Below are 20,886 nucleotides of genomic sequence, written 5' to 3'. Positions count from 1 at the left end.
GAAGAAAGGAGGAAACAAGAATGCCTAAAGTAGCTTTACTAAACCAAACTGGTTCACAAGTTGGCGATATCGAATTGAACGATCTTGTCTTCGGCATTGAACCAAATGAATCTGTACTTTTTGATGCAGTCGTTGCACAACGTGCTTCATTGCGTCAAGGTAACCATAAAGTTAAAAACCGTTCTGAAGTAGCCGGTGGCGGAAGAAAGCCATGGCGTCAAAAAGGAACTGGACGTGCCCGTCAAGGTTCGATCCGTTCACCACAATGGCGCGGAGGCGGAGTCGTATTCGGCCCGACACCACGCAGCTACAGCTATAAACTCCCTAAGAAAGTCCGCCGCTTGGCTCTTCGTTCTGCATTGTCTTCGGCAGTAGCAAACGAAAACCTATTGGTACTTGAAGGATTGGCTTTCGACGCACCGAAAACAAAGGAATTCACTAAACTTGTGAATGACTTGTCTGTCGGCAAGAAAGCATTGTTCGTAACAGCTGACCTTGATGAGAACGTGGCACTATCTGCACGCAACATCAAAGGCATGACAGTCGTTCCGGCAAACGGAATCAACGTATTGGACTTGCTTGGCCATGACAAAGTCGTCATGACTAAAGGAGCCGTAGAAAAAATCGAGGAGGTGCTTGGTTAATGGAAGCACGTGACATTCTAAAGCGTCCAGTCATTACCGAGCGTTCTTCTGAGGTAATGGCGGAGAAGAAGTACACTTTCGAAGTGGACGTTCGCGCTAACAAAACTCAAGTTAAACATGCAGTTCAGGAAGTCTTCGGAGTTCAAGTTGAGAAAGTCAACATCATGAACTACAAAGGCAAATTCAAACGCATGGGTAAACACGCAGGCTACACGAACAAACGCCGCAAAGCGATCGTGAAATTGACTGCTGATTCAAAAGACATCGAACTATTCGAAATGTAATTGCATAAGTTCTGAACAAGAACTAATCAAAAAAGGAGGGAAACAACGTGGGGATTAGAAAATACAAACCTACCACTAACGGTCGTCGCAATATGACTACTTCGGATTTCGCTGAAATCACAACGAACAAGCCTGAAAAGTCGCTTTTGCAACCGACGAAGCGTAAAGGCGGCCGTAACAACCAAGGTAAAATCACTGTACGCCACCACGGGGGCGGACATAAGCGCCAATACCGCGTGATCGATTTCAAACGTAACAAAGATGGCATTCCAGGACGCGTTGCTACGATCGAATACGATCCGAACCGTTCTGCTAACATCGCACTTATCCATTACGCTGACGGAGAAAAACGTTACATCCTTGCACCTAAAGGTGTTCAGGTTGGCACGCAAATCATGTCAGGACCGGAAGCAGACATCAAAGCAGGTAACGCTTTGCCATTGCTTAACATCCCAATGGGTTCTACTATCCACAACATCGAATTGAAACCAGGCGGAGGCGGCCAATTGGTACGTTCTGCAGGAGCTTCAGCACAGGTGCTTGGTAAAGAAGGAAAATACGTAACAGTTCGCTTGCAATCAGGCGAAGTTCGCATGATCCTTGCTACTTGCCGCGCAACTATCGGCGCTGTCGGAAACGAGCAGCACGAATTGATCAACATCGGTAAAGCAGGACGTAACCGCTGGAAGGGCAATCGCCCAACTGTCCGCGGATCTGTTATGAACCCGAACGATCACCCACACGGTGGTGGTGAAGGACGTTCGCCAATCGGACGTAAATCGCCAATGTCTCCATGGGGCAAACCGACTCTTGGATACAAAACACGTAAGAAAACAAACAAATCCGATAAATTCATCGTACGTCGCCGCAAAAAATAATTTGATTTCGCTGCGGTTCACGATACGAACCGTGGTGCAATCACGAAGGGAGGATCCCAAATGGGTCGCAGCTTGAAAAAAGGACCTTTTGTAGACGATCATCTTATGAAGAAAGTCGAAGCGCAAAAGGATTCTGAGAAAAAACAAGTGATCAAAACTTGGTCTCGCCGTTCTACAATCTTCCCGACATTCATCGGGCTAACAATTGCAGTATACGATGGCCACAAACACATCCCTGTATATGTGACTGAAGACATGGTCGGCCATAAACTTGGTGAATTTGCCCCAACGCGCAAATACGCAAGCCATGGTGCAGACGATAAGAAAACAAGACGTTAATTGAGAGGAGGATTTCCCCATGCAAGCAAAAGCTGTTGCTAGAACAGTACGTATTGCTCCTCGTAAAGTCCGTTTAGTAGTAGATTTAATCCGAGGCAAGCAAATCGGTGAAGCGGTCGCAATTTTGAACCACACTCCTAAAGCAGCATCCATTGTTGTTGAGAAGTTGTTGAAATCTGCAGCTGCTAACGCTGAACACAATTACGAAATGAACATCGAGAACCTTGTCATCAGCGAAGTATTCGTTGACGAAGGGCCGACTTTGAAGCGTTTCCGTCCACGTGCAATGGGACGCGCAAGCGCGATCAACAAACGCACAAGCCACATCACACTAGTGGTATCTGAGAAGAAGGAGGGATAATTCGTGGGACAAAAAATTCATCCAATTGGAATGCGAATCGGAATCATCCGTGATTGGGAGTCGAAATGGTACGCTGAAAAAGACTACGCGACACTCCTTCACGAAGATTTGAAAATCCGTGAATACATCGAAACACGTTTGAAAGAAGCTTCAGTTTCGAAAATCGAAATCGAGCGCGCTGCAAACCGTGTAAACGTAACAATCCACACTGCGAAGCCAGGTATGGTAATCGGTAAAGGTGGCTCTGAAGTAGAAGTACTTCGTACGCAACTGAACGCGATGACTGGCAAGCGTGTCCACATCAACATCGTAGAAATCAAAAGAGCTGACCTTGATGCGAAATTGGTCGCTGAAGGAATCGCACGCCAGCTAGAAAACCGTGCATCTTTCCGCCGTGCTCAAAAACAAACGATCCAACGCACTATGCGTGCAGGCGCTAAAGGGATCAAAACTCAAGTATCTGGACGTCTAGGCGGAGCTGACATTGCCCGTGCTGAGTCCTATAGCGAAGGAACTGTTCCGCTCCATACATTGCGCGCTGACATCGACTATGCGCACGCTGAAGCAGACACTACTTATGGTAAGCTTGGCGTAAAAGTATGGATCTACCGCGGTGAAGTCCTTCCAACCAAGAAGAATTCTGAGGAAGGAGGCAAATAATATGTTATTGCCAAAACGCGTAAAATATCGTCGTGAACACCGTGGCAAGATGCGCGGGGAAGCGAAAGGCGGCAAAGAAGTCGCATTCGGCGAATATGGCCTGCAGGCTCTTGAGTCTTCATGGATCACTAACCGCCAAATCGAATCTGCCCGTATCGCTATGACACGTTACATGAAACGTGGCGGTAAAGTCTGGATCAAGATTTTCCCTCACAAGCCATACACGAAAAAGCCTCTTGAAGTACGGATGGGTTCCGGTAAAGGTTCACCTGAAGGATGGGTAGCGGTTGTAAAAACCGGTAAAATTATGTTCGAAATCGCTGGAGTATCTGAAGAAGTTGCACGCGAAGCATTGCGTCTTGCCTCTCACAAACTGCCAGTGAAAACGAAATTCGTAAAACGCGAAGAAATTGGTGGTGAATCGAATGAAAGCTAAAGAAATCCGTGACCTAACCACTGCTGAAATCGAACAAAAAGTGAAATCACTGAAAGAAGAGCTTTTCAACCTTCGCTTCCAATTGGCTACTGGTCAATTAGAAAACACGGCTCGCATCCGCGAAGTACGTAAAGCGATTGCCCGTATGAAAACTGTGATTCATGAAAGAGAACTCAGTGGCAACAACTGATAATTCGAGAGGAGGTTGCAAGTATGTCTGAGCGTAACCAACGCAAAGTATACACAGGCCGCGTCGTGTCTGACAAAATGGATAAGACCATCACAGTAATGGTTGAAACTCAAAAGAAGCACGCGCTTTATGGCAAACGTGTAAAATACTCTAAGAAATTCAAGACTCATGATGAGAACAACGAAGCGAAAATGGGCGACATCGTTCGCATCATGGAAACTCGTCCGCTATCAGCTACAAAACGTTTCCGTTTAGTGGAAGTCGTCGAAAAAGCTGTCATCATCTAATTTAAATAAGTTCGGAATCCTAAAAGTTCCGGAGGGAGGTTACCTAAGTGATCCAACAGGAAAGTCGTTTAAAAGTTGCAGACAACTCGGGTGCTCGTGAAGTACTTACGATTAAAGTGCTTGGTGGTTCTGGTCGCAAGACAGCAAACATCGGTGACGTAATCGTTTGTACCGTGAAAAAAGCAACACCAGGTGGCGTTGTTAAGAAAGGTGAAGTCGTTAAGGCTGTCATCGTTCGCACGAAAAGCGGAGCTCGCCGTAAAGACGGTACTTACATCAAATTTGATGAAAATGCATGTGTGATTATCCGCGACGATAAAGGTCCACGCGGAACACGTATCTTCGGACCAGTTGCACGTGAACTTCGTGACAACAACTTCATGAAGATCGTTTCACTTGCTCCTGAAGTTCTATAAAACATCCAACGTGCGATACCAAGGAGGTGCGACAGAATGCATGTAAAAAAAGGCGATACAGTTAAGGTCATCTCTGGGAAAGATAAAGGCAAAACAGGAGTTGTTTTGACTGCTCTACCTAAGAAAGACCGTGTGCTCGTTGAAGGTGTTAACATCGTCAAAAAGCATACAAAACCGAACCAGGCAAGCCCGCAAGGCGGAATTGTCAGCCAAGAAGCTGCGATCCACGTTTCCAACGTGATGGTAGTTGACCCTAAATCCGGCGAGCCGACTCGTGTAGGATACAAAATGGAAGACGGCAAAAAAGTTCGTGTTGCAAAAAAATCCGGTGAAAAATTAGATAAATAAAATTCCTGAATGAGGGGAGGTACAAACATGAACCGCCTACAAGAAAAATATGTGAACGAAATCACACCTGCTCTAGTGAGCAAGTTTGAATATTCCTCAGTAATGCAGGCACCGAAAGTTGACAAGATCGTTATCAACATGGGTGTCGGTGAAGCTGTACAAAACACAAAATCACTTGATTCTGCAGTTGAAGAATTGCAGACGATCACTGGCCAAAAGCCGGTCATCACAAAAGCTAAGAAATCTATCGCTGGCTTCCGCCTTCGTGAAGGCATGCCAATCGGATGTAAAGTCACTCTACGCGGTGAGCGTATGTATGACTTCCTGGATAAATTGATTGCTATCTCACTACCACGTGTTCGTGACTTCCGTGGCGTATCGAAAAAATCTTTCGACGGACGCGGCAACTACACACTTGGTGTGAAAGAACAATTGATCTTCCCTGAAATCGATTATGATAAAGTTTCTAAAGTACGCGGTATGGATATCGTAATTGTGACAACTGCGAACTCTGATGAAGAAGCTCGTGAGTTATTGACACAATTCGGTATGCCGTTCCAAAAGTAAAGATGAGGGAGGCGTAAACGTGGCTAAAAAATCGATGATTGCTAAACAAAAACGCACGCCAAAGTATAAAGTACAAGAGTACACACGCTGTGAACGATGCGGACGTCCGCATTCAGTACTGCGCAAATTCAAACTTTGCCGTATTTGTTTCCGTGAACTTGCATATGTGGGACAAATTCCTGGCGTCAAAAAAGCCAGCTGGTAATCCCCTAAATTGGGAAGGAGGTAAATGTAATGACAATGACAGATCCGATTGCAGATATGCTGACACGCATTCGTAATGCAAACATGGTTCGTCACGAGAAATTGGAGCTTCCGGCTTCTAACGTGAAGAAAGATATCGCTGAAATCTTGAAGCGTGAAGGTTTCGTTCGTGACGTTGAATATGTTGAAGATGATAAACAAGGCATGATCCGCATTTTCCTTAAATACGGTGCCAACAACGAACGCGTCATCACTGGCTTGAAACGCATTTCAAAACCAGGACTACGTGTTTACGCTAAAACTGACGAGGTGCCTCGTGTACTAAACGGTCTTGGAATCGCTCTAGTATCGACATCACAAGGTGTAGTAACTGATAAAGAAGCCCGCGCGAAAAAAATCGGCGGCGAAATCTTAGCTTACGTTTGGTAAGAAGCAACAAACGAATGGAGGTGCAACAGAATGTCACGTGTAGGTAAAAAACCAATCGAGGTTCCTGCTAACGTTACCGTTACTGTCGGAAACGGCAACGACGTAACAGTAAAAGGGCCTAAAGGCGAGCTTACTCGCTCGTTCAACTCAGATATCACAATCACGCAGGAAGACAATGTGTTGACATTGTCACGCCCATCAGATTCCAAAGAACACCGCACAATCCACGGCACAACCCGTGCATTGCTAGCGAACATGGTTACTGGAGTATCTGAAGGCTTCTCCCGCTCACTTGAACTAGTCGGTGTAGGTTACCGTGCCCAGCTGCAAGGCAAGAAATTGGTCTTGAACGTTGGATACTCTCACCCGGTGGAATTCACTCCGGAAGAAGGAATCGAAATCGAAGTACAAGGCAACACGAAAGTCGTCATCAAAGGGATCAACAAAGAGATGGTCGGAGCACTTGCTTCAAACATCCGCGCTACGCGCCCGCCAGAGCCATACAAAGGCAAAGGGATTCGTTATGAAGACGAAAAAGTTCGCCGCAAAGAAGGTAAAACAGGTAAATAATGCTGCTTAGGCAGGCTGAAAGGAGTGACCTCAGTGATTACGAAACTCGATAAAAACGCATCCCGTAAAAAACGTCACGCTCGCGTACGTTCTAAAATCACGGGAACGGCTGAACGTCCGCGTTTGAACGTTTTCCGTTCAAATAAATACATCTACGCTCAATTGATCGACGATGTAAACGGCGTAACGCTTGCTAGCGCATCATCTGCAGATAAAGATTTTTCTCTTGAATCGAAAGGCAACGTCGAGGCGGCTGCTCTAGTCGGCGAAACGATTGCAAAACGCGCAGTGGAAAACGGCTTGAAATCAGTTGTTTTTGACCGCGGTGGTTATCTATATCATGGACGTGTAAAAGCCTTGGCTGAATCTGCACGTGAAAACGGCTTAGAATTTTAAAAGAAGGAGGGACACATATAATGCGTCGTATTGATCCAAACAAACTTGAACTTGAAGAACGCGTAGTTACGATTAACCGCGTAGCGAAAGTTGTAAAAGGTGGACGTCGTTTCCGTTTCTCCGCATTGGTTGTTGTAGGCGACAAAAATGGTAAAGTCGGTTTTGGTACTGGGAAAGCACAAGAAGTTCCAGAAGCAATCCGTAAAGCTATTGAAGATGCGAAGAAGAACTTGATCGAAGTACCTATGGTTAAAGGTACTACTCCACATCTAGTGACCGGGCGCTTCGGTGCCGGCTCGATTCTTATTAAACCTGCTTCACCAGGTACTGGTGTTATCGCTGGTGGTCCTGTTCGTGCGGTATTGGAGCTTGCAGGAGTACAAGACATCTTGTCTAAATCTCTTGGATCCAACACACCGATCAACATGGTCCGTGCTACTATCAACGGTTTGACTCAACTGAAGAGCGCTGATGAAGTTGCAAAACTTCGCGGTAAAACTACAGAAGAGTTATTCCAATAAGGGAGGGAAATTACATGGCTACTAAACTAGAAATTACCCTCACTAAGTCTGTGATCGGTTCAAAGCCGGCACAGCGTAAAACAGTCCAGTCACTAGGCCTGCGTAAAATGCATCAAACAGTTGAGCACCAAGACAACGCAGCAGTTCGCGGAATGCTTGATAAAGTCGCTCACTTAGTCACTATTAAAGAAGTTTAATCCCTGATTTCTATAGAAGGAGGTGCCAACCACATGAAACTTCACGAATTAAAACCAGCAGAAGGTTCACGCAGCTCACGCAAGCGTATCGGACGCGGAATCGGTTCAGGTACTGGTAAAACAGCCGGTAAAGGTCATAAAGGTCAAAAAGCCCGTTCAGGCGGCGGTGTCCGTCCAGGATTCGAGGGTGGCCAAAACCCATTGTTCCGTCGTTTGCCTAAGCGTGGATTCACGAACATCAACCGTAAGGACTACACTGTTGTAAACCTTGACGTGTTGAACCGTTTCGAAGAAGGCACAGAAATTACACCTGCATTGTTGATCGAAACAGGTGTTGTGAGCAAGGAGCGTTCTGGTATCAAGATCCTTGGTAACGGAAGCTTGGACAAGAAATTGTCTGTACAAGCCCACAAATTCTCTGCATCAGCTAAAGAAGCAATTGAAGCTGCCGGCGGTCAAACCGAGGTGCTTTAATGTTTCAGACAATCTCTAATCTTATGCGCGTATCTGATATTCGAAATAAAATTTTCTTTACTTTAGCAATGCTCATCATCTTCCGTATCGGGACATTTGTTCCGGTGCCGAACGTTGATGCGTCAGTACTCCAGGCTACTGATCAGATGGGTCTGATCGGTTTCTTGAATACTTTCGGCGGAGGCGCCCTGGCCAACTTCTCGATTTTGGCGATGGGAATCATGCCTTATATCACAGCATCGATCATTGTGCAGCTTCTGCAAATGGATGTTGTGCCGAAATTTGCTGAGTGGGCGAAACAAGGCGAAGTCGGAAGACGGAAACTTGCTCAATTCACTCGTTACTTTACAATCGTTCTTGCATTTATCCAGGCGATCGGCATGTCTTATGGATTTAACCAAATGTACGGAGGTACATTGATCCAAGACGATTCGATTGCGACTTATGTGGTAATCGCCATCGTACTGACAGCAGGAACAGCATTTCTATTGTGGCTTGGTGAGCAGATCACGGCAAAAGGCGTGGGGAACGGTATTTCGATTATCATCTTCGCAGGGATTGTCGCTGCAGTACCAGGAGCAATTAACCAACTTTATGCGCAGCAGATCCAAGGGGCTGGCGACCAGCTTCCGATTAACATTGCCATCATGGCATTGCTCGCACTCGCAGTTGTTGCAATTACTGTATTGGTCATTTACGTCCAACAAGCGTTGCGTAAAATCCCGATCCAGTATGCCAAACGTGTCGCTGGCCGTGGCCAGAGCTCGAATGGGCAGCAAACGCATTTACCTTTGAAAGTAAACGCGGCCGGAGTTATCCCGGTAATCTTTGCAGTGGCATTCATCATCACGCCGCAAACTATCGCTTCTTTCTTTGGTGCCAACGCGTTTACGGAGGCAATCCAGAATACGTTTGATTACACGCGTCCTGTCGGCATGATCATTTATGTCGCCTTGATCATCGCATTCACGTATTTCTATGCATTCATTCAGGTCAATCCTGAAAACGTGGCGGACAACTTGAAAAAGCAAGGTGCATACATTCCGGGAATCCGTCCGGGTAAAAATACGCAAGATTATTTAACAAGTGTGCTTTACCGGTTAACTTTCGTGGGAGCGATCTTCCTGTCAGTTATCTCGGTTCTGCCGATTTTCTTCATCAACATCGCAAACCTGCCTCAATCTGCACAGATTGGCGGCACCAGTTTGCTGATCGTCGTCGGGGTAGCCCTCGAAACGATGAAGCAATTGGAATCACAACTTGTGAAACGTCATTACAAAGGCTTTATGAAATAATCAATGGAGGGGAACGTGAAAACGTTCCTTATCCACTTGTCTGAGGGGGCAAAACGTATGAATATTGTGTTGATGGGTCTACCAGGTGCCGGCAAAGGCACGCAAGCAGACGAAATTGTCAAGAAGTACGACATCCCTCATATTTCGACAGGCGACATGTTCCGTGCAGCCATTAAAGGCGGTACGAAACTTGGCCTGGAAGCAAAGTCGTTCATGGATCAAGGTGCCTTGGTGCCTGACGAAGTGACGATCGGTATCGTCCGAGAGCGACTCAGCCAAGCGGATTGTGAGAAAGGCTTCCTATTGGATGGCTTTCCGCGCACGGTTCCTCAGGCTGAGGCGCTGGAATCTCTTCTGGCTGATCTTGGCAAACGAATCGAGCATGTCGTAAACATCCAAGTTGAACAAGACGAATTGATTGCACGTTTAACAGGCCGTTGGATTTGCAAAGTTTGTGGAACTGCTTACCATACTGTTTTCAATCCACCTGCAGTAGCAGGCGTGTGCGATAAGGATGGCGGAGAGCTCTACCAACGCGAAGACGACAAGCCTGAAACCGTCACGAAGCGTTTAGAAGTTAACATGCAACAAACTCAGCCGCTTCTCGACTTCTACGAGGAAAAGAACGTGCTGACCAATATAGATGGACAGCAGGACATTGATAAAGTATTTGCTGACATTGATGCTCTTCTAAAGGGCGGCCGAGGCTAAGTCCCGGCGCCGGGCGCAGTTAGTTGCCTCCATGTGGCTTTAAGGAGCACCGGAGATATGAATTTTCGTGAGCTGCAAAAGCAAACAAGGCCTGATTATATGAAACCGGTGAGGCTCGTTGCTCCGTGCAATTCCGCACCGGAGGTAGTATAATGGGTTTCGTGGAAGCATCTGTGTAACGGGTTTGGAACTCATCCAAGGCAGTCCGGGCAGTCGAGGATACGTGGGTCAGACTGATTCAACCGGAACCCCCGAACTCCGCTGTCATAAGTGGGGAGAGGAACCCGGAGAAGGTCTTTCAAATGTCACTCATGCATTCCTTGTGAATGGATAAGAATTATTCAATCAGCAAATACTGTTTGAAGATGAGTACCTGATTTGTATACAGAAGGGAGACTGGGTCGATGGCGAAAGACGATGTAATTGAAATCGAAGGAACAGTCGTTGAGACTTTGCCTAACGCGATGTTTAAAGTGGAGCTTGAAAACGGCCATACGATTCTTGCGCACGTATCAGGCAAGATTCGCATGCATTTCATCCGCATTCTGCCAGGAGATAAAGTGACAGTGGAACTTTCTCCTTACGATTTAACACGCGGTCGCATCACATACCGTTTTAAATAATCTTTTGCACTCCGGACTACTAAGGAGGTTGGGTTAGATGAAAGTGAGACCATCTGTTAAACCGATCTGCGAAAAATGTAAAGTTATTCGCAGAAACGGTAAAGTAATGGTAATCTGTGAAAATCCGAAACATAAACAAAGACAAGGTTAATAAAGAAGGAGGTGCATCGCACACATGGCACGTATTTCTGGTGTTGACATTCCGCGCGACAAACGCGTTGTAATTTCATTGACTTATATCTACGGTGTTGGGAAAACGACTGCTCAGAAAGTTCTTTCTGGTGCTGGTGTTTCTGAAGAGACTCGCGTTCGCGATCTTACAGAAGACGAGTTGAACAATATCCGTGAACAATTGGATCAGTACAAAATCGAAGGTGACCTTCGCCGTGAAGTTTCCATGAACATCAAACGTTTGATGGAAATCGCTAGCGTCCGTGGTATCCGCCACCGTCGCGGTCTTCCGGTCCGTGGTCAAAACACGAAGAACAACGCGCGTACGCGTAAAGGTCCTCGTAAAACTGTAGCTAACAAGAAAAAATAATCAGTAAAGGAGGTTGTTTCTTAACATGGCACGTAAACAACAAACTCGTAAGCGTCGTGTGAAAAAGAATATCGAATCCGGTATTGCTCACATCCGCTCAACATTCAATAACACAATTGTTACGATCACTGATATGCAAGGTAACGCAGTATCTTGGTCTTCGGCTGGTGCTCTAGGATTCCGTGGTTCACGTAAATCCACTCCATTCGCTGCCCAAATGGCTGCTGAAACTGCTGCAAAAACTTCCATGGAACACGGTTTGAAAACTTTGGAAGTAACTGTTAAAGGTCCTGGTTCAGGTCGCGAAGCCGCTATTCGTGCGCTTCAAGCTGCTGGATTGGAAGTTACTGCAATTAGAGACGTAACTCCGGTTCCTCACAACGGCTGCCGCCCGCCAAAACGCCGTCGCGTATAATCGTTGGTCTGAATAGGATTTTTGAACATCACGACTTACTCAATGTGTTCTGAATCGTAGCGAAAGTCTGTGACTATCGAATTCTTATGCAACGAAAATACCGACGTTTTGAAGGAGGGTAAACTGAATGCTCGAAATAGAAAAACCAAAAATTGAAACGGTTGAGATCGACAGCAATGCCAAATATGGCAAATTCGTTGTTGAACCCCTTGAGCGTGGATATGGTACCACTTTAGGTAACTCCTTACGTCGAATCCTACTTTCATCTTTACCTGGCGCAGCTGTTACTTCGATCCAAATTGATGGCGTCTTGCATGAATTCTCCACTGTCGAAGGTGTAGAAGAAGATGTAGCCTCTATCATTTTGAACATCAAGAAGCTCGCTTTGAAAATTTACTCTGACGAAGAAAAAGTCATTGAAATTGATGTAAAAGGTGACGGAACGGTTACGGCTGCAGATATCACTCACGATAGTGACGTGGAAATTCTGAATCCGGATCTATATATTGCAACAATCGCGAAAGACGGCCACTTGCGCATGCGCATGTATGCTAACCGCGGCCGTGGGTATGCCCGTGCAGATCAGAACAAACGTGAAGATCTTCCGATCGGCGTTATCCCGATTGACTCTATTTACACGCCAGTTTCACGCGTCAATTTCCAAGTGGAAAATACCCGTGTGGGCCAACTCGCTCATTTCGATAAATTAACCCTCGATGTCTGGACAGATGGAAGCATCGGTCCCAAAGAGGCAATTGCGCTTGGCGCGAAAATTTTCACTGAACATCTGAACATCTTCGTAGGATTGACGGATGAGGCTCAAACAGCTGAAATCATGGTTGAAAAAGAAGAAGACCAAAAAGAGAAAGTGCTTGAGATGACTATCGAAGAGCTCGATCTTTCTGTTCGTTCTTATAACTGCCTGAAACGTGCCGGCATTAACACTGTCCACGAATTGGCCAACAAGTCGGAAGACGACATGATGAAAGTTCGCAACCTCGGACGCAAATCACTTGAAGAAGTGAAAGTGAAGTTGGAAGATCTAGGTCTTGGCCTTCGTAAAGAAGACTGATTGCCCGAGTCTTTCTGAACTATTCAACAAAGGAGGGAAACTTCAATGAGAAAACTTCAACGTACAAGTTCTCAACGTAAAGCGCTTTTGCGTGACCTTACGACTGACCTAATCGTTCACGAACGCATTCAGACAACTGAAGCACGTGCTAAAGAAGTCCGTTCAACTGTAGAAAAAATGATCACGCTTGGTAAGCGCGGAGACATCCACGCACGCCGTAAAGCTGCAGCATACATTCGCCGTGAACTCGTGACTTCTACTGACGAAGAAGGCAACGAAAACACAATCTTTGCTTTGCAAAAATTGTTCGATGATGTTGCACCACGTTACGCTGACCGTCAAGGCGGCTACACGCGCATCATGAAAATGGGGCCTCGTCGCGGAGATGGCGCACCAATCGTAATTATTGAATTGGTTTAATCAGTTGAAGAGGGTTCATAGCCCTCTTCTTTTAGCATCATGATTTATACGACAATATGAAAAGCTGAGTGTTATGATGAGCGAGCCCTTGCGGCGGCGTCTCGTCTAGCTCTACGCACCTCATTCAACCGGCGGCTTAAGCACCCGCAGGAGCCATAGAGACAGAAAAGCGCATACTCTGAATGAGGTGCGCGCTTTTTTTATTTATTGATCAATTAATTTCCAGTGTTGATATTCCGCAGAAGGGAATATGAACAGTGCAAATTAAGCGTGGCTAGAGAGTTCCCGTTTTACAGCACATGAGGGTAGAGTAGAGAAAGTTTAGAGGAGGCTTCAACACATGAAAGGAAGCATTTTGTCATTCGAACAAGTGACCTTCACATACGTACCGGAAGACGAGGCGGTCAAGCCGGCTGTCTCGGACCTGTCATTCTCGATTGGAGAAGGGGAATGGGTAGCGCTTGTCGGCCATAACGGCTCCGGCAAATCGACAATCGCCAAACTGATGAATGGCCTATTGTTTCCCCAGCAAGGCACCGTCCAGGCGATGGGCTTAAAAATGTCTGAAGAAAGCTTATGGAATATCCGCTCGCAGATGGGGATGGTGTTCCAGAATCCAGACAACCAATTTGTCGGGGCGACGGTGCAGGATGATGTAGCGTTTGCACTCGAGAATAACGGCGTTCCCCACGAAGAAATGGTGGTGCGTGTCCGTGAATCTTTGCAGCAAGTGAAGATGGCGGACTATCTCGATCATGAACCGCATCACCTATCGGGCGGGCAAAAGCAGCGTGTGGCGATTGCCGGGGCACTTGCTTTGCGCCCCCGCCTGCTCATTTTGGATGAAGCTACATCGATGCTCGACCCTCAAGGGCGCCGGGAAGTGATCGAGACTATCCGCGAATTGCGTGAAGCAACAGGCCTGACTGTGCTGTCGATTACCCATGACCTTGAGGAAGCGGCACTCGCTGACCGTGTGCTGGTGATGAATGCCGGGCATAAACAAATGGAAGGCACTCCCGATGAAGTGTTTTCCTCGGGTGAAGAGTTGACCGAAATGGGGCTGGACTTGCCGTTTGCGATGCGGATGGCCGGTTTACTGAAACAAGCCGGAGTGCCGATGACCGGTGAATCTATGACAGAACATGAGCTGGTGGAGGAATTATGGACATATTACTCAAGCAAGTAGGATATAGCTACGCGAAAGATACCCCTTTTGAAAAGCGGGCGCTGACGGATGTCACGCTGCACATACCATCGGGCTCTTACACAGCGATCATCGGGCACACGGGTTCCGGGAAATCGACCGTGCTGCAGCATTTGAATGCCTTATTGCAGCCGACTGAAGGCAGTGTACTGATCGGCGAGCGGAAAATCGAGGCAGGGACGAAAGCGAAGAACTTGAGGGATGTGCGGAAAAAAGTCGGCATAGTCTTCCAATTCCCGGAGCAGCAGCTATTCGATGAAACGGTCCTGAAAGACATCATGTTCGGCCCGCTGAATTTCGGTGTACCCGAAGAGGAGGCCCGCAGACGGGCAATCGCTTTGGTCGAACAGCTTGGGCTTCCGGAAGGCGTGCTGGAGAAATCGCCTTTTGACTTATCCGGGGGGCAGATGCGCCGCGTCGCGATAGCAGGAGTCTTGGCGATGGAGCCGGATGTTTTGGTGCTGGATGAACCGACAGCAGGACTCGATCCGCGAGGACGCCGGGAAATCATGGATCTGTTTTACCGCCTGCATCAAGAGAAAGGCTTAACGACTGTGCTTGTGACCCACAGCATGGAAGATGCGGCGCGTTATGCGGATACGGTGGCCATCATGCATGGCGGCAAATGCGTCGCCACAGGTGATGTGCGGGACGTCTTCGCCAATGAAGAGCAACTCGGCGATTACCGGCTGGAGCCGCCGCGCACCGTGCGCATGCAGCGGGAGTTTGAAGAGAAAACCGGCTTGACACTCGATGAGCTTGCGCTGACTGAAGAGGCGCTGGCGCGGTCCATTGCGCAGGCACTCACGGAAGGGCGTGAGCCAAAATGATGGAGAAGATGATTTTTGGTCGCTTTATTCCAGGAGATTCGATCGTCCACCGGCTGGACCCAAGGGCAAAAATCCTATTTGTCTTTTTGTTTATTGCGATCGTTTTTATCGCGAATAACGCCATTACTTATGCGATTTTGCTCGGATTCACCTTGCTGGCCGTGTTTTTATCGAAAATTCGGTTGTATTTCTTGATCAATGGCTTAAAACCGGTCTTTATTTTGATGGCCTTCACGTTTTTCCTGCATTTATTCTTCACCGAAGGCGGGGCGTTGCTCTTCAGTGTCGGTTTTGTGGATGTCTATGAAGAGGGATTGCGGCAAGGGATATTCATTTCGATCCGGTTTTTAGTCTTGGTGTTCATGACGAGCATACTGACATTGACCACTTCGCCGATTTCGATCACGGACGGCATCGAGGTGCTGCTCGGGCCATTCAAGCGCATCAAACTGCCGGTCCACGAACTGGCCTTGATGATGTCCATTTCACTGCGGTTTATCCCGACCTTGATGGATGAAACCGGAAAGATCTTGAAAGCGCAAATGGCACGCGGCTCGGATATCGGCTCAGGGCCTATTAAAGAACGGGTAAAAGCGGTCGTGCCGCTATTGATCCCTTTGTTTGTCAGCGCCTTTAAACGGGCGGAAGATCTAGCGACCGCCATGGAAGTGAGAGGCTACCGCGGCGGAGAAGGCCGTACACGCTACCGCCAGCTCAACTGGCGCTTTATGGATACGCTAAGCTTATTGCTGCTCGTTGGATTTGCCGGATTGCTCTGGTATTTCCGGAGTTAACCAAAAGAGATGGCGATTCACTTAATTAGATTACGAAAGCTGCATTAAAAGGAGAGACCCCATGAAACGAATGAAAGCGACGATTGCCTATGACGGCAGCGGATTTGCAGGCTATCAAATCCAGCTGAAGACCCGCACTGTCCAACTGGAGCTGTTGCGCGCATTGAAAGAATTGCATAAAGGCGAACCGGTCGAAGTGGTGGCAAGCGGACGGACGGATTCGGGTGTGCATGCCACCGGGCAAGTGATCCATTTCGATACGCCGTTTTCCATGCCGAAAGAGTCCTGGATGCGTGCGCTCAATGTCCGCTTGCCACAAGACATCCAGGTCTACGATATCGAAGAAGCGGATGCCGATTTTCATGCCCGCTATCATGCCAAGGGCAAGATTTACCGGTATAAATGGAACCGCAGCAAACTCATCAATCCATTCCACCGCAACCATCTCGTCCACGTGCCGCAGAAAATCGATGTGGGGCGCATGGAAAAAGCGGCTGAAGCCTTTATCGGCACACATGATTTTTCGAGCTTTTGTGCAGCTAATACCAATGTGGTCGATAAAGTAAGGAGCATTTGGCGGATTGATTTCGAAGAGCATGGCGAAGAATTGCATATGGTGATCGAAGGGTCGGGTTTTCTCTATAACATGGTCCGCATCATTGCAGGCACCTTGCTGGAAGTCGGGTTGAATAGAAGGGAACCGGAAGAACTGGCTGAAATCATCGCTGCCTGTGATCGCGACGCTGCAGGGAAAACAGCGGCAGCGCACGGGTTGTACTTAGAAAAAGTGCATTATTGAAAATGAAGCAACTTTTCCAGGTGTTTTTCCTGAATTCCCTTGACTTAAAGTGCAATCCGTTATATGATGATGTATGGTATTTTCATTACCCCCACGATATGCCCCGGAAGGTTATTTGTGTTAAGGGATAACGAAAACACGGAACAACGGAACCAACATGGAACACTTGGAACTGAATTCTAAAAAAAGAGACGATTCATTAGGAGGACAATATACATGCGTACAACATTCATGGCTAAAGGTCACGAAGTAGAGCGTAAATGGTTGGTTGTCGATGCAGAAGGGCAAACTCTTGGACGTTTGGCTTCTGAAGTCGCTTCAATCTTGCGCGGGAAATACAAACCAACATTCACACCGAACGTCGACACTGGCGATCATGTCATCATCATCAATGCTGACAAAATCCACTTGACAGGTAAGAAACTTACCGACAAAATCTACTACCGCCACACGCAATATTCAGGCGGGCTTAAGCAGCGCACAGCTCTTGAAATGCGCACGAAATACCCAACAAAAATGCTTGAACTAGCAATCAAAGGCATGCTTCCAAAGAACTCTTTGGGCCGTCAAATGTTCAAGAAACTTCACGTATACGCTGGACCAGAGCATAACCACCAAGCACAACAGCCGGAAGCTTACACGCTTCGCGGATAATAATCAGTAAATAAGAGGAGGATACACCTTTGGCACAAGTTCAATATATCGGTACAGGTCGCCGTAAAAACTCAACAGCTCGCGTACGTTTGGTACCAGGAGATGGTACGATCACAATCAACAACCGTGACGTATCTGACTACGTTCCATACGAAACGCTTGAGCAAATCATCAAACAACCACTAGTAACTACTGAAACTCTTGGTAGCTACGATGTATTGGTAAACGTAAAAGGCGGCGGGTTCACTGGACAAGCCGGCGCAATCCGTCACGGAATCGCACGCGCTCTACTAACAGTAGACCCTGAATTCCGTGGAGCACTTAAATCTGCTGGATTCCTAACACGTGACCCACGTATGAAAGAACGTAAAAAATACGGTCTTAAAGCGGCTCGTCGCGCACCACAATTCTCAAAACGTTAATTTTTCCATTCAAAAGCACTTTCCGGTTTTCCGGGAGGTGCTTTTTTGTGTTCTGGCGAATTTTACAGGAAACCGAAAAAAGGGGTGGTAGAATGAACCGCATTAATTTAATCTGCCTGGGCGTACAGGATATGGAAAGGTCCGTGAAGTTCTACAGGGATGGGCTCGGCTTCCAAACGGATGAAACAAGCGATAAACCGGATATCATTTTCTTCAATAGCTCAGGTACCAAGTTGGAATTATACCCTTTAGAAGAATTGGCAAAAGATATTCAGGCAGATAACCCGCCGGTGAAAAATGGTTTCTCGGGGATCACCTTGGCGTATAATGCTAAATCCCGCGATGAAGTAGACCAAGTGATGGAATTGGCTGTAAAAGCGGGAGCGGTAATCGCAAAGGAGCCCGTGGACGTCTTTTGGGGAGGATATTCCGGCTATTTTCAGGATCCTGATGGCTATTACTGGGAGGTTGCTTACGGTGCGGATTTCCAATTCGACAGTAAAGATATGCTTGACTTCGGACCGCGCAAATAACGGCGCCGGATGTGCAAGATAAGGAAAAGGCAGAATGGATTTAAAAACGGATTGCCTATGTTATACTTGACTGTAGCAAAAGCCATAAGGAGTGTAGTGATATGTTGAGTGAAACACAAGTGCGAGAAGCAGTCGGAGCTCTAGAAGATCCGTTTTTACATAGAACGCTTGCAGAAACGAACGGCATCGTGTCCGTGAAGATCAAGGAAGAGAAAAAGTATGTCAGTGTTAAATTGGCAATCGCCAAAACGAACACGCCGGAGCAAATGCAGCTTCAGATGAAAGTGGTAGACGCGATCAAAGGAGTCGGGGCAGATTCTGTCGGCATCCGCTTTGAAGAACTGCCACCAGAAGCATTGGCGCAGTTCCGCGGAACCGCAAGTGAATCAGAAGCACAAGATCTCTTATCGCCATTGAATAAAGTTGAATTCATTTCCATCGCCAGCGGTAAAGGTGGCGTCGGCAAATCGACCGTCTCTGTCAATTTGGCGATTGCGCTTGCCCGTGCAGGGAAAAAAGTTGGGCTCGTCGATGCAGATATCTACGGCTTCAGCGTGCCAGACATGATGGGCATCGATAAAGCGCCGGTTGTGCGCGGCGATACGATCATCCCGGTTGAGCGCTTTGGCGTTAAAGTCATTTCCATGGGCTTCTTTGTCGAAGACAATATGCCAGTCGTGTGGCGCGGCCCGATGCTCGGGAAAGTACTGGATCAATTCTTCCGCGATGTGGAGTGGGGCGATCTAGACTATCTTCTGCTGGACTTGCCTCCTGGAACAGGCGACGTAGCACTTGATATCCATCAAATGCTGCCTGCTTCAAAAGAAATCGTTGTGACAACGCCGCACCCAACAGCGGCATTCGTCGCAGCGCGCGCCGGAGCGATGGCTTTGCAGACTGACCACGAAGTGCTCGGTGTCATCGAGAACATGTCTTGGTTCGAGAGCCAAGAATCCGGCAAAAAAGAATATGTCTTCGGAAAAGGCGGTGGCCCAAAACTTGCGGAAGAATTACAAGTGCCACTGCTCGGCCAGATTCCGCTCGGCCAGCCAGACTGGAACGAGGAAGACTTCGCCCCGTCTGTCTACGCAGAGGATCATCCTACCGGGAAAATCTACGGAGACATCGCACAACAAGTCCTCCAGCAATTCGCGAACAAACAGAACAAGCAGTAAAATATGTGATCCGGAGACCGGCTTTCGGTTTCCGGATTTTTATTTAACGATAATCGACTTTCAAGGTTTGTTCACAACTGCTCCTGCAGATAGGAGGGTTTGTTGATACAATCGAAAGGAACTTTAAATTAACGGGGGCAATATACGTGACTATACGAAATTGGGTTAAGTTTGCATTAACTGCATTATTGATAGGCGGAGGGATTACCGGCTTGCTCGGCATTTTCATCCGCTGGAACGATGTCTTCGCTGAAGCTGCGCAAAATGGGCAATGGGGAGAATTCATCGCGGGCTTCGTGTGGATGATCGTGGTTGGATTGACGATGAGCTTGATAGCACAGATGGGCTTCTTCGCCTATTTGACGATTCACCAGTTCGGCCATAATATGTTCCGCTCGCTGCGGCTATGGAATTGGGTGCAGCTTTTGATCATCGCCATCGTCATTTTCGATTTGATTGTGTTCCGCTTCCTGCCGAATGTGGAAACGGGTGGGCAAGGATTCCTTTATGGAACGTTGCTGTTCATTCTGTTGGCGGTGTCACTCACCACAGCTTATTTCAAGGCGAAATGGACAGCGAAGTCAGCATTCATTTCAGCGCTGTTCTTCATGATTGTCGTCACGACACTGGAGTGGCTGCCGGCTTTAATGGTAAGAGCGGGCAATGTAGACAGCTGGGTGACCTTGTTGTTGTTCCCTTTGCTTGCAGTGAACGCCTATCAACTTCTCGTCTTGCCGAAATATAATGAGAAATCTGAGGAAGACCGTTTGAAACTTGAAGCGCGCCGTGCTGCCAGAAAAGCGCAGGCAGCTGAAGAGAAGAAATGATTTTTCAGAAAAGTTCCGCTTTCTGCCTTCGAGGTGGGGAGCGGATTTTCTTGTTTGGCGCCGCGTTTTCTTGAAAAGCCAGAAACGCTGTATTTACAAGGTTTGAGCCTTCTTGCTGAGTGATTTAAGGGAAGGAGAAAGTTCTTTTGAAAAAAGTTTAGTAAATGCGTTGACATATATTTAAACATGCTTTAATATAATAAAAGTCGTCAGGAACGACAGCAAACATGAACCTTGAAAACTGAACAGCAAAACGTCAATAATACAGCCGCGAGCGATCGCGGCAAACTTACTGATCAGCTTCGGCAGATCAAAGCGAATCGCGCGTCTTATGACGGCGATACGCCAGCAGTATTGAGCAATCAAC

General features: G+C 47.3%; 36 protein-coding genes. All 36 read left to right on the top strand.

What is annotated here, in order from left to right:
• Positions 1 to 20: 20 nt before the first annotated feature.
• The 36 genes from rplD to DP119_RS14965 all read left to right on the top strand — a co-directional run bounded on the left by rplD (position 21) and on the right by DP119_RS14965 (position 20,519).
• Positions 21 to 644, top strand: coding sequence for a 50S ribosomal protein L4 (rplD, locus tag DP119_RS15140; protein ID WP_112233923.1), 624 nt, complete (start codon positions 21 to 23; stop codon positions 642 to 644).
• Complete coding sequence (gene rplW / locus DP119_RS15135; protein WP_058382162.1) at positions 644 to 928, top strand: 50S ribosomal protein L23; 285 nt, start codon at positions 644 to 646, stop codon at positions 926 to 928. Before rplD ends, rplW begins: the two co-directional genes overlap by 1 nt.
• Before the next feature lie 47 nt (positions 929 to 975).
• Positions 976 to 1,806, top strand: coding sequence for a 50S ribosomal protein L2 (rplB, locus tag DP119_RS15130; RefSeq protein ID WP_112233922.1), 831 nt, complete (start codon positions 976 to 978; stop codon positions 1,804 to 1,806).
• A 60-nt stretch (positions 1,807 to 1,866) separates the two neighbouring features.
• On the top strand, positions 1,867 to 2,145 hold the full coding sequence (gene rpsS / locus DP119_RS15125; RefSeq protein WP_112233921.1) for a 30S ribosomal protein S19: 279 nt from the start codon (positions 1,867 to 1,869) through the stop codon (positions 2,143 to 2,145).
• 19 nt (positions 2,146 to 2,164) lie between these two features.
• Positions 2,165 to 2,506, top strand: a complete 342-nt coding sequence (rplV, locus tag DP119_RS15120) for a 50S ribosomal protein L22 (RefSeq protein ID WP_058382159.1) — start codon at positions 2,165 to 2,167, stop codon at positions 2,504 to 2,506.
• A 3-nt stretch (positions 2,507 to 2,509) separates the two neighbouring features.
• A complete protein-coding gene (gene rpsC, locus DP119_RS15115; RefSeq protein WP_068871364.1) occupies positions 2,510 to 3,166 on the top strand; it encodes a 30S ribosomal protein S3 in 657 nt (218 codons plus the stop codon).
• Position 3,167: 1 nt separating this feature from the next.
• Positions 3,168 to 3,602, top strand: coding sequence for a 50S ribosomal protein L16 (rplP, locus tag DP119_RS15110; RefSeq protein WP_058382157.1), 435 nt, complete (start codon positions 3,168 to 3,170; stop codon positions 3,600 to 3,602).
• The gene (gene rpmC, locus DP119_RS15105; RefSeq protein WP_068871366.1) at positions 3,592 to 3,792 is read left to right on the top strand and encodes a 50S ribosomal protein L29; all 201 of its coding nucleotides are present in this window, start codon (positions 3,592 to 3,594) and stop codon (positions 3,790 to 3,792) included. The genes rplP and rpmC overlap by 11 nt, the downstream gene beginning before the upstream one ends.
• Positions 3,793 to 3,815: 23 nt before the next feature.
• Complete coding sequence (gene rpsQ, locus DP119_RS15100) at positions 3,816 to 4,079, top strand: 30S ribosomal protein S17 (RefSeq protein ID WP_058382155.1); 264 nt, start codon at positions 3,816 to 3,818, stop codon at positions 4,077 to 4,079.
• Between the two features lie 47 nt (positions 4,080 to 4,126).
• Positions 4,127 to 4,495, top strand: a complete 369-nt coding sequence (gene rplN / locus DP119_RS15095) for a 50S ribosomal protein L14 (protein ID WP_033542790.1) — start codon at positions 4,127 to 4,129, stop codon at positions 4,493 to 4,495.
• Positions 4,496 to 4,531: 36 nt separating this feature from the next.
• Positions 4,532 to 4,843 carry a 50S ribosomal protein L24 gene (gene rplX, locus DP119_RS15090; protein ID WP_058382154.1) on the top strand — a complete coding sequence of 104 codons (312 nt, stop codon included), beginning with the start codon at positions 4,532 to 4,534 and terminating at the stop codon, positions 4,841 to 4,843.
• A 27-nt stretch (positions 4,844 to 4,870) separates the two neighbouring features.
• Positions 4,871 to 5,410 (top strand): 50S ribosomal protein L5, encoded by a 540-nt coding sequence (gene rplE, locus DP119_RS15085; protein ID WP_058382153.1) that lies wholly within the window; start codon positions 4,871 to 4,873, stop codon positions 5,408 to 5,410.
• 19 nt (positions 5,411 to 5,429) lie between these two features.
• Positions 5,430 to 5,615 carry a type Z 30S ribosomal protein S14 gene (locus tag DP119_RS15080; protein ID WP_068489164.1) on the top strand — a complete coding sequence of 62 codons (186 nt, stop codon included), beginning with the start codon at positions 5,430 to 5,432 and terminating at the stop codon, positions 5,613 to 5,615.
• Positions 5,616 to 5,644: 29 nt separating this feature from the next.
• On the top strand, positions 5,645 to 6,043 hold the full coding sequence (rpsH, locus tag DP119_RS15075; protein WP_112233920.1) for a 30S ribosomal protein S8: 399 nt from the start codon (positions 5,645 to 5,647) through the stop codon (positions 6,041 to 6,043).
• A 30-nt stretch (positions 6,044 to 6,073) separates the two neighbouring features.
• Positions 6,074 to 6,613, top strand: a complete 540-nt coding sequence (gene rplF, locus DP119_RS15070; protein WP_112233919.1) for a 50S ribosomal protein L6 — start codon at positions 6,074 to 6,076, stop codon at positions 6,611 to 6,613.
• 33 nt (positions 6,614 to 6,646) lie between these two features.
• Positions 6,647 to 7,009 (top strand): 50S ribosomal protein L18, encoded by a 363-nt coding sequence (gene rplR / locus DP119_RS15065; RefSeq protein WP_112233918.1) that lies wholly within the window; start codon positions 6,647 to 6,649, stop codon positions 7,007 to 7,009.
• Positions 7,010 to 7,029: 20 nt separating this feature from the next.
• The gene (gene rpsE / locus DP119_RS15060) at positions 7,030 to 7,530 is read left to right on the top strand and encodes a 30S ribosomal protein S5 (RefSeq protein WP_058382149.1); all 501 of its coding nucleotides are present in this window, start codon (positions 7,030 to 7,032) and stop codon (positions 7,528 to 7,530) included.
• Between the two features lie 14 nt (positions 7,531 to 7,544).
• Complete coding sequence (rpmD, locus tag DP119_RS15055; RefSeq protein WP_038701926.1) at positions 7,545 to 7,727, top strand: 50S ribosomal protein L30; 183 nt, start codon at positions 7,545 to 7,547, stop codon at positions 7,725 to 7,727.
• A gap of 33 nt (positions 7,728 to 7,760) precedes the next feature.
• Complete coding sequence (gene rplO, locus DP119_RS15050; protein WP_058382147.1) at positions 7,761 to 8,201, top strand: 50S ribosomal protein L15; 441 nt, start codon at positions 7,761 to 7,763, stop codon at positions 8,199 to 8,201.
• On the top strand, positions 8,201 to 9,496 hold the full coding sequence (gene secY / locus DP119_RS15045; RefSeq protein WP_112233917.1) for a preprotein translocase subunit SecY: 1,296 nt from the start codon (positions 8,201 to 8,203) through the stop codon (positions 9,494 to 9,496). Before rplO ends, secY begins: the two co-directional genes overlap by 1 nt.
• A gap of 57 nt (positions 9,497 to 9,553) precedes the next feature.
• On the top strand, positions 9,554 to 10,207 hold the full coding sequence (locus DP119_RS15040) for an adenylate kinase (RefSeq protein ID WP_112233916.1): 654 nt from the start codon (positions 9,554 to 9,556) through the stop codon (positions 10,205 to 10,207).
• Between the two features lie 404 nt (positions 10,208 to 10,611).
• A complete protein-coding gene (gene infA, locus DP119_RS15035) occupies positions 10,612 to 10,830 on the top strand; it encodes a translation initiation factor IF-1 (RefSeq protein WP_006828950.1) in 219 nt (72 codons plus the stop codon).
• 37 nt (positions 10,831 to 10,867) lie between these two features.
• Positions 10,868 to 10,981, top strand: coding sequence for a 50S ribosomal protein L36 (rpmJ, locus tag DP119_RS15030; protein ID WP_006828951.1), 114 nt, complete (start codon positions 10,868 to 10,870; stop codon positions 10,979 to 10,981).
• Positions 10,982 to 11,005: 24 nt separating this feature from the next.
• Positions 11,006 to 11,371: a 30S ribosomal protein S13 gene (gene rpsM, locus DP119_RS15025; protein WP_112233915.1), complete on the top strand. Its 366-nt coding sequence runs from the start codon at positions 11,006 to 11,008 to the stop codon at positions 11,369 to 11,371.
• Positions 11,372 to 11,396: 25 nt separating this feature from the next.
• Positions 11,397 to 11,786 (top strand): 30S ribosomal protein S11, encoded by a 390-nt coding sequence (rpsK, locus tag DP119_RS15020; protein WP_058382143.1) that lies wholly within the window; start codon positions 11,397 to 11,399, stop codon positions 11,784 to 11,786.
• Between the two features lie 127 nt (positions 11,787 to 11,913).
• On the top strand, positions 11,914 to 12,858 hold the full coding sequence (locus DP119_RS15015; protein ID WP_058382142.1) for a DNA-directed RNA polymerase subunit alpha: 945 nt from the start codon (positions 11,914 to 11,916) through the stop codon (positions 12,856 to 12,858).
• Positions 12,859 to 12,903: 45 nt separating this feature from the next.
• Entirely contained in the window at positions 12,904 to 13,278 is a 375-nt protein-coding gene (gene rplQ / locus DP119_RS15010; RefSeq protein WP_058382141.1) for a 50S ribosomal protein L17, read from the top strand.
• A 340-nt stretch (positions 13,279 to 13,618) separates the two neighbouring features.
• On the top strand, positions 13,619 to 14,467 hold the full coding sequence (locus tag DP119_RS15005; protein ID WP_112233914.1) for an energy-coupling factor ABC transporter ATP-binding protein: 849 nt from the start codon (positions 13,619 to 13,621) through the stop codon (positions 14,465 to 14,467).
• Positions 14,443 to 15,315 carry an energy-coupling factor ABC transporter ATP-binding protein gene (locus DP119_RS15000; protein WP_112233913.1) on the top strand — a complete coding sequence of 291 codons (873 nt, stop codon included), beginning with the start codon at positions 14,443 to 14,445 and terminating at the stop codon, positions 15,313 to 15,315. Before DP119_RS15005 ends, DP119_RS15000 begins: the two co-directional genes overlap by 25 nt.
• Positions 15,312 to 16,109 (top strand): energy-coupling factor transporter transmembrane component T family protein, encoded by a 798-nt coding sequence (locus DP119_RS14995; RefSeq protein WP_112233912.1) that lies wholly within the window; start codon positions 15,312 to 15,314, stop codon positions 16,107 to 16,109. Before DP119_RS15000 ends, DP119_RS14995 begins: the two co-directional genes overlap by 4 nt.
• Before the next feature lie 61 nt (positions 16,110 to 16,170).
• Entirely contained in the window at positions 16,171 to 16,908 is a 738-nt protein-coding gene (gene truA / locus DP119_RS14990) for a tRNA pseudouridine(38-40) synthase TruA (protein WP_112233911.1), read from the top strand.
• Positions 16,909 to 17,124: 216 nt separating this feature from the next.
• A complete protein-coding gene (rplM, locus tag DP119_RS14985; RefSeq protein ID WP_068871390.1) occupies positions 17,125 to 17,562 on the top strand; it encodes a 50S ribosomal protein L13 in 438 nt (145 codons plus the stop codon).
• 29 nt (positions 17,563 to 17,591) lie between these two features.
• Positions 17,592 to 17,984 (top strand): 30S ribosomal protein S9, encoded by a 393-nt coding sequence (gene rpsI / locus DP119_RS14980; protein ID WP_058382135.1) that lies wholly within the window; start codon positions 17,592 to 17,594, stop codon positions 17,982 to 17,984.
• 92 nt (positions 17,985 to 18,076) lie between these two features.
• Positions 18,077 to 18,517 carry a VOC family protein gene (locus tag DP119_RS14975; protein WP_112233910.1) on the top strand — a complete coding sequence of 147 codons (441 nt, stop codon included), beginning with the start codon at positions 18,077 to 18,079 and terminating at the stop codon, positions 18,515 to 18,517.
• A 101-nt stretch (positions 18,518 to 18,618) separates the two neighbouring features.
• Entirely contained in the window at positions 18,619 to 19,692 is a 1,074-nt protein-coding gene (locus DP119_RS14970; RefSeq protein ID WP_112233909.1) for an Mrp/NBP35 family ATP-binding protein, read from the top strand.
• 146 nt (positions 19,693 to 19,838) lie between these two features.
• Positions 19,839 to 20,519, top strand: a complete 681-nt coding sequence (locus DP119_RS14965; protein WP_112233908.1) for a KinB-signaling pathway activation protein — start codon at positions 19,839 to 19,841, stop codon at positions 20,517 to 20,519.
• Positions 20,520 to 20,886 lie beyond the last annotated feature (367 nt).

It is taken from the genome of Planococcus maitriensis (genome assembly GCF_003289925.1).
In the GTDB taxonomy this organism is placed as follows: Bacteria; Bacillota; Bacilli; order Bacillales_A; family Planococcaceae; genus Planococcus; species Planococcus maitriensis.
This window is presented reverse-complemented; position numbering and strand designations above follow the sequence as displayed.

Coding starts and splice junctions, on each gene's coding strand:
- rpsQ (WP_058382155.1), top strand. CDS start 3,816: ATGTCTGAGCGTAACCAACGCAAAGTATACACAGGCCGCGTCGTGTCT.
- truA (WP_112233911.1), top strand. CDS start 16,171: ATGAAACGAATGAAAGCGACGATTGCCTATGACGGCAGCGGATTTGCA.
- rplW (WP_058382162.1), top strand. CDS start 644: ATGGAAGCACGTGACATTCTAAAGCGTCCAGTCATTACCGAGCGTTCT.
- rpsE (WP_058382149.1), top strand. CDS start 7,030: ATGCGTCGTATTGATCCAAACAAACTTGAACTTGAAGAACGCGTAGTT.
- rpsM (WP_112233915.1), top strand. CDS start 11,006: ATGGCACGTATTTCTGGTGTTGACATTCCGCGCGACAAACGCGTTGTA.
- rplD (WP_112233923.1), top strand. CDS start 21: ATGCCTAAAGTAGCTTTACTAAACCAAACTGGTTCACAAGTTGGCGAT.
- rplX (WP_058382154.1), top strand. CDS start 4,532: ATGCATGTAAAAAAAGGCGATACAGTTAAGGTCATCTCTGGGAAAGAT.
- rplQ (WP_058382141.1), top strand. CDS start 12,904: ATGAGAAAACTTCAACGTACAAGTTCTCAACGTAAAGCGCTTTTGCGT.
- infA (WP_006828950.1), top strand. CDS start 10,612: ATGGCGAAAGACGATGTAATTGAAATCGAAGGAACAGTCGTTGAGACT.
- DP119_RS15040 (WP_112233916.1), top strand. CDS start 9,554: ATGAATATTGTGTTGATGGGTCTACCAGGTGCCGGCAAAGGCACGCAA.
- rplE (WP_058382153.1), top strand. CDS start 4,871: ATGAACCGCCTACAAGAAAAATATGTGAACGAAATCACACCTGCTCTA.
- rplP (WP_058382157.1), top strand. CDS start 3,168: ATGTTATTGCCAAAACGCGTAAAATATCGTCGTGAACACCGTGGCAAG.
- DP119_RS14970 (WP_112233909.1), top strand. CDS start 18,619: ATGTTGAGTGAAACACAAGTGCGAGAAGCAGTCGGAGCTCTAGAAGAT.
- rpsK (WP_058382143.1), top strand. CDS start 11,397: ATGGCACGTAAACAACAAACTCGTAAGCGTCGTGTGAAAAAGAATATC.
- DP119_RS15015 (WP_058382142.1), top strand. CDS start 11,914: ATGCTCGAAATAGAAAAACCAAAAATTGAAACGGTTGAGATCGACAGC.
- rplV (WP_058382159.1), top strand. CDS start 2,165: ATGCAAGCAAAAGCTGTTGCTAGAACAGTACGTATTGCTCCTCGTAAA.
- secY (WP_112233917.1), top strand. CDS start 8,201: ATGTTTCAGACAATCTCTAATCTTATGCGCGTATCTGATATTCGAAAT.
- rpsH (WP_112233920.1), top strand. CDS start 5,645: ATGACAATGACAGATCCGATTGCAGATATGCTGACACGCATTCGTAAT.
- DP119_RS14975 (WP_112233910.1), top strand. CDS start 18,077: ATGAACCGCATTAATTTAATCTGCCTGGGCGTACAGGATATGGAAAGG.
- rpmD (WP_038701926.1), top strand. CDS start 7,545: ATGGCTACTAAACTAGAAATTACCCTCACTAAGTCTGTGATCGGTTCA.
- rpmC (WP_068871366.1), top strand. CDS start 3,592: ATGAAAGCTAAAGAAATCCGTGACCTAACCACTGCTGAAATCGAACAA.
- rpmJ (WP_006828951.1), top strand. CDS start 10,868: ATGAAAGTGAGACCATCTGTTAAACCGATCTGCGAAAAATGTAAAGTT.
- rpsS (WP_112233921.1), top strand. CDS start 1,867: ATGGGTCGCAGCTTGAAAAAAGGACCTTTTGTAGACGATCATCTTATG.
- DP119_RS14995 (WP_112233912.1), top strand. CDS start 15,312: ATGATGGAGAAGATGATTTTTGGTCGCTTTATTCCAGGAGATTCGATC.
- rplM (WP_068871390.1), top strand. CDS start 17,125: ATGCGTACAACATTCATGGCTAAAGGTCACGAAGTAGAGCGTAAATGG.
- DP119_RS15005 (WP_112233914.1), top strand. CDS start 13,619: ATGAAAGGAAGCATTTTGTCATTCGAACAAGTGACCTTCACATACGTA.
- DP119_RS15000 (WP_112233913.1), top strand. CDS start 14,443: ATGGACATATTACTCAAGCAAGTAGGATATAGCTACGCGAAAGATACC.
- rplF (WP_112233919.1), top strand. CDS start 6,074: ATGTCACGTGTAGGTAAAAAACCAATCGAGGTTCCTGCTAACGTTACC.
- rplO (WP_058382147.1), top strand. CDS start 7,761: ATGAAACTTCACGAATTAAAACCAGCAGAAGGTTCACGCAGCTCACGC.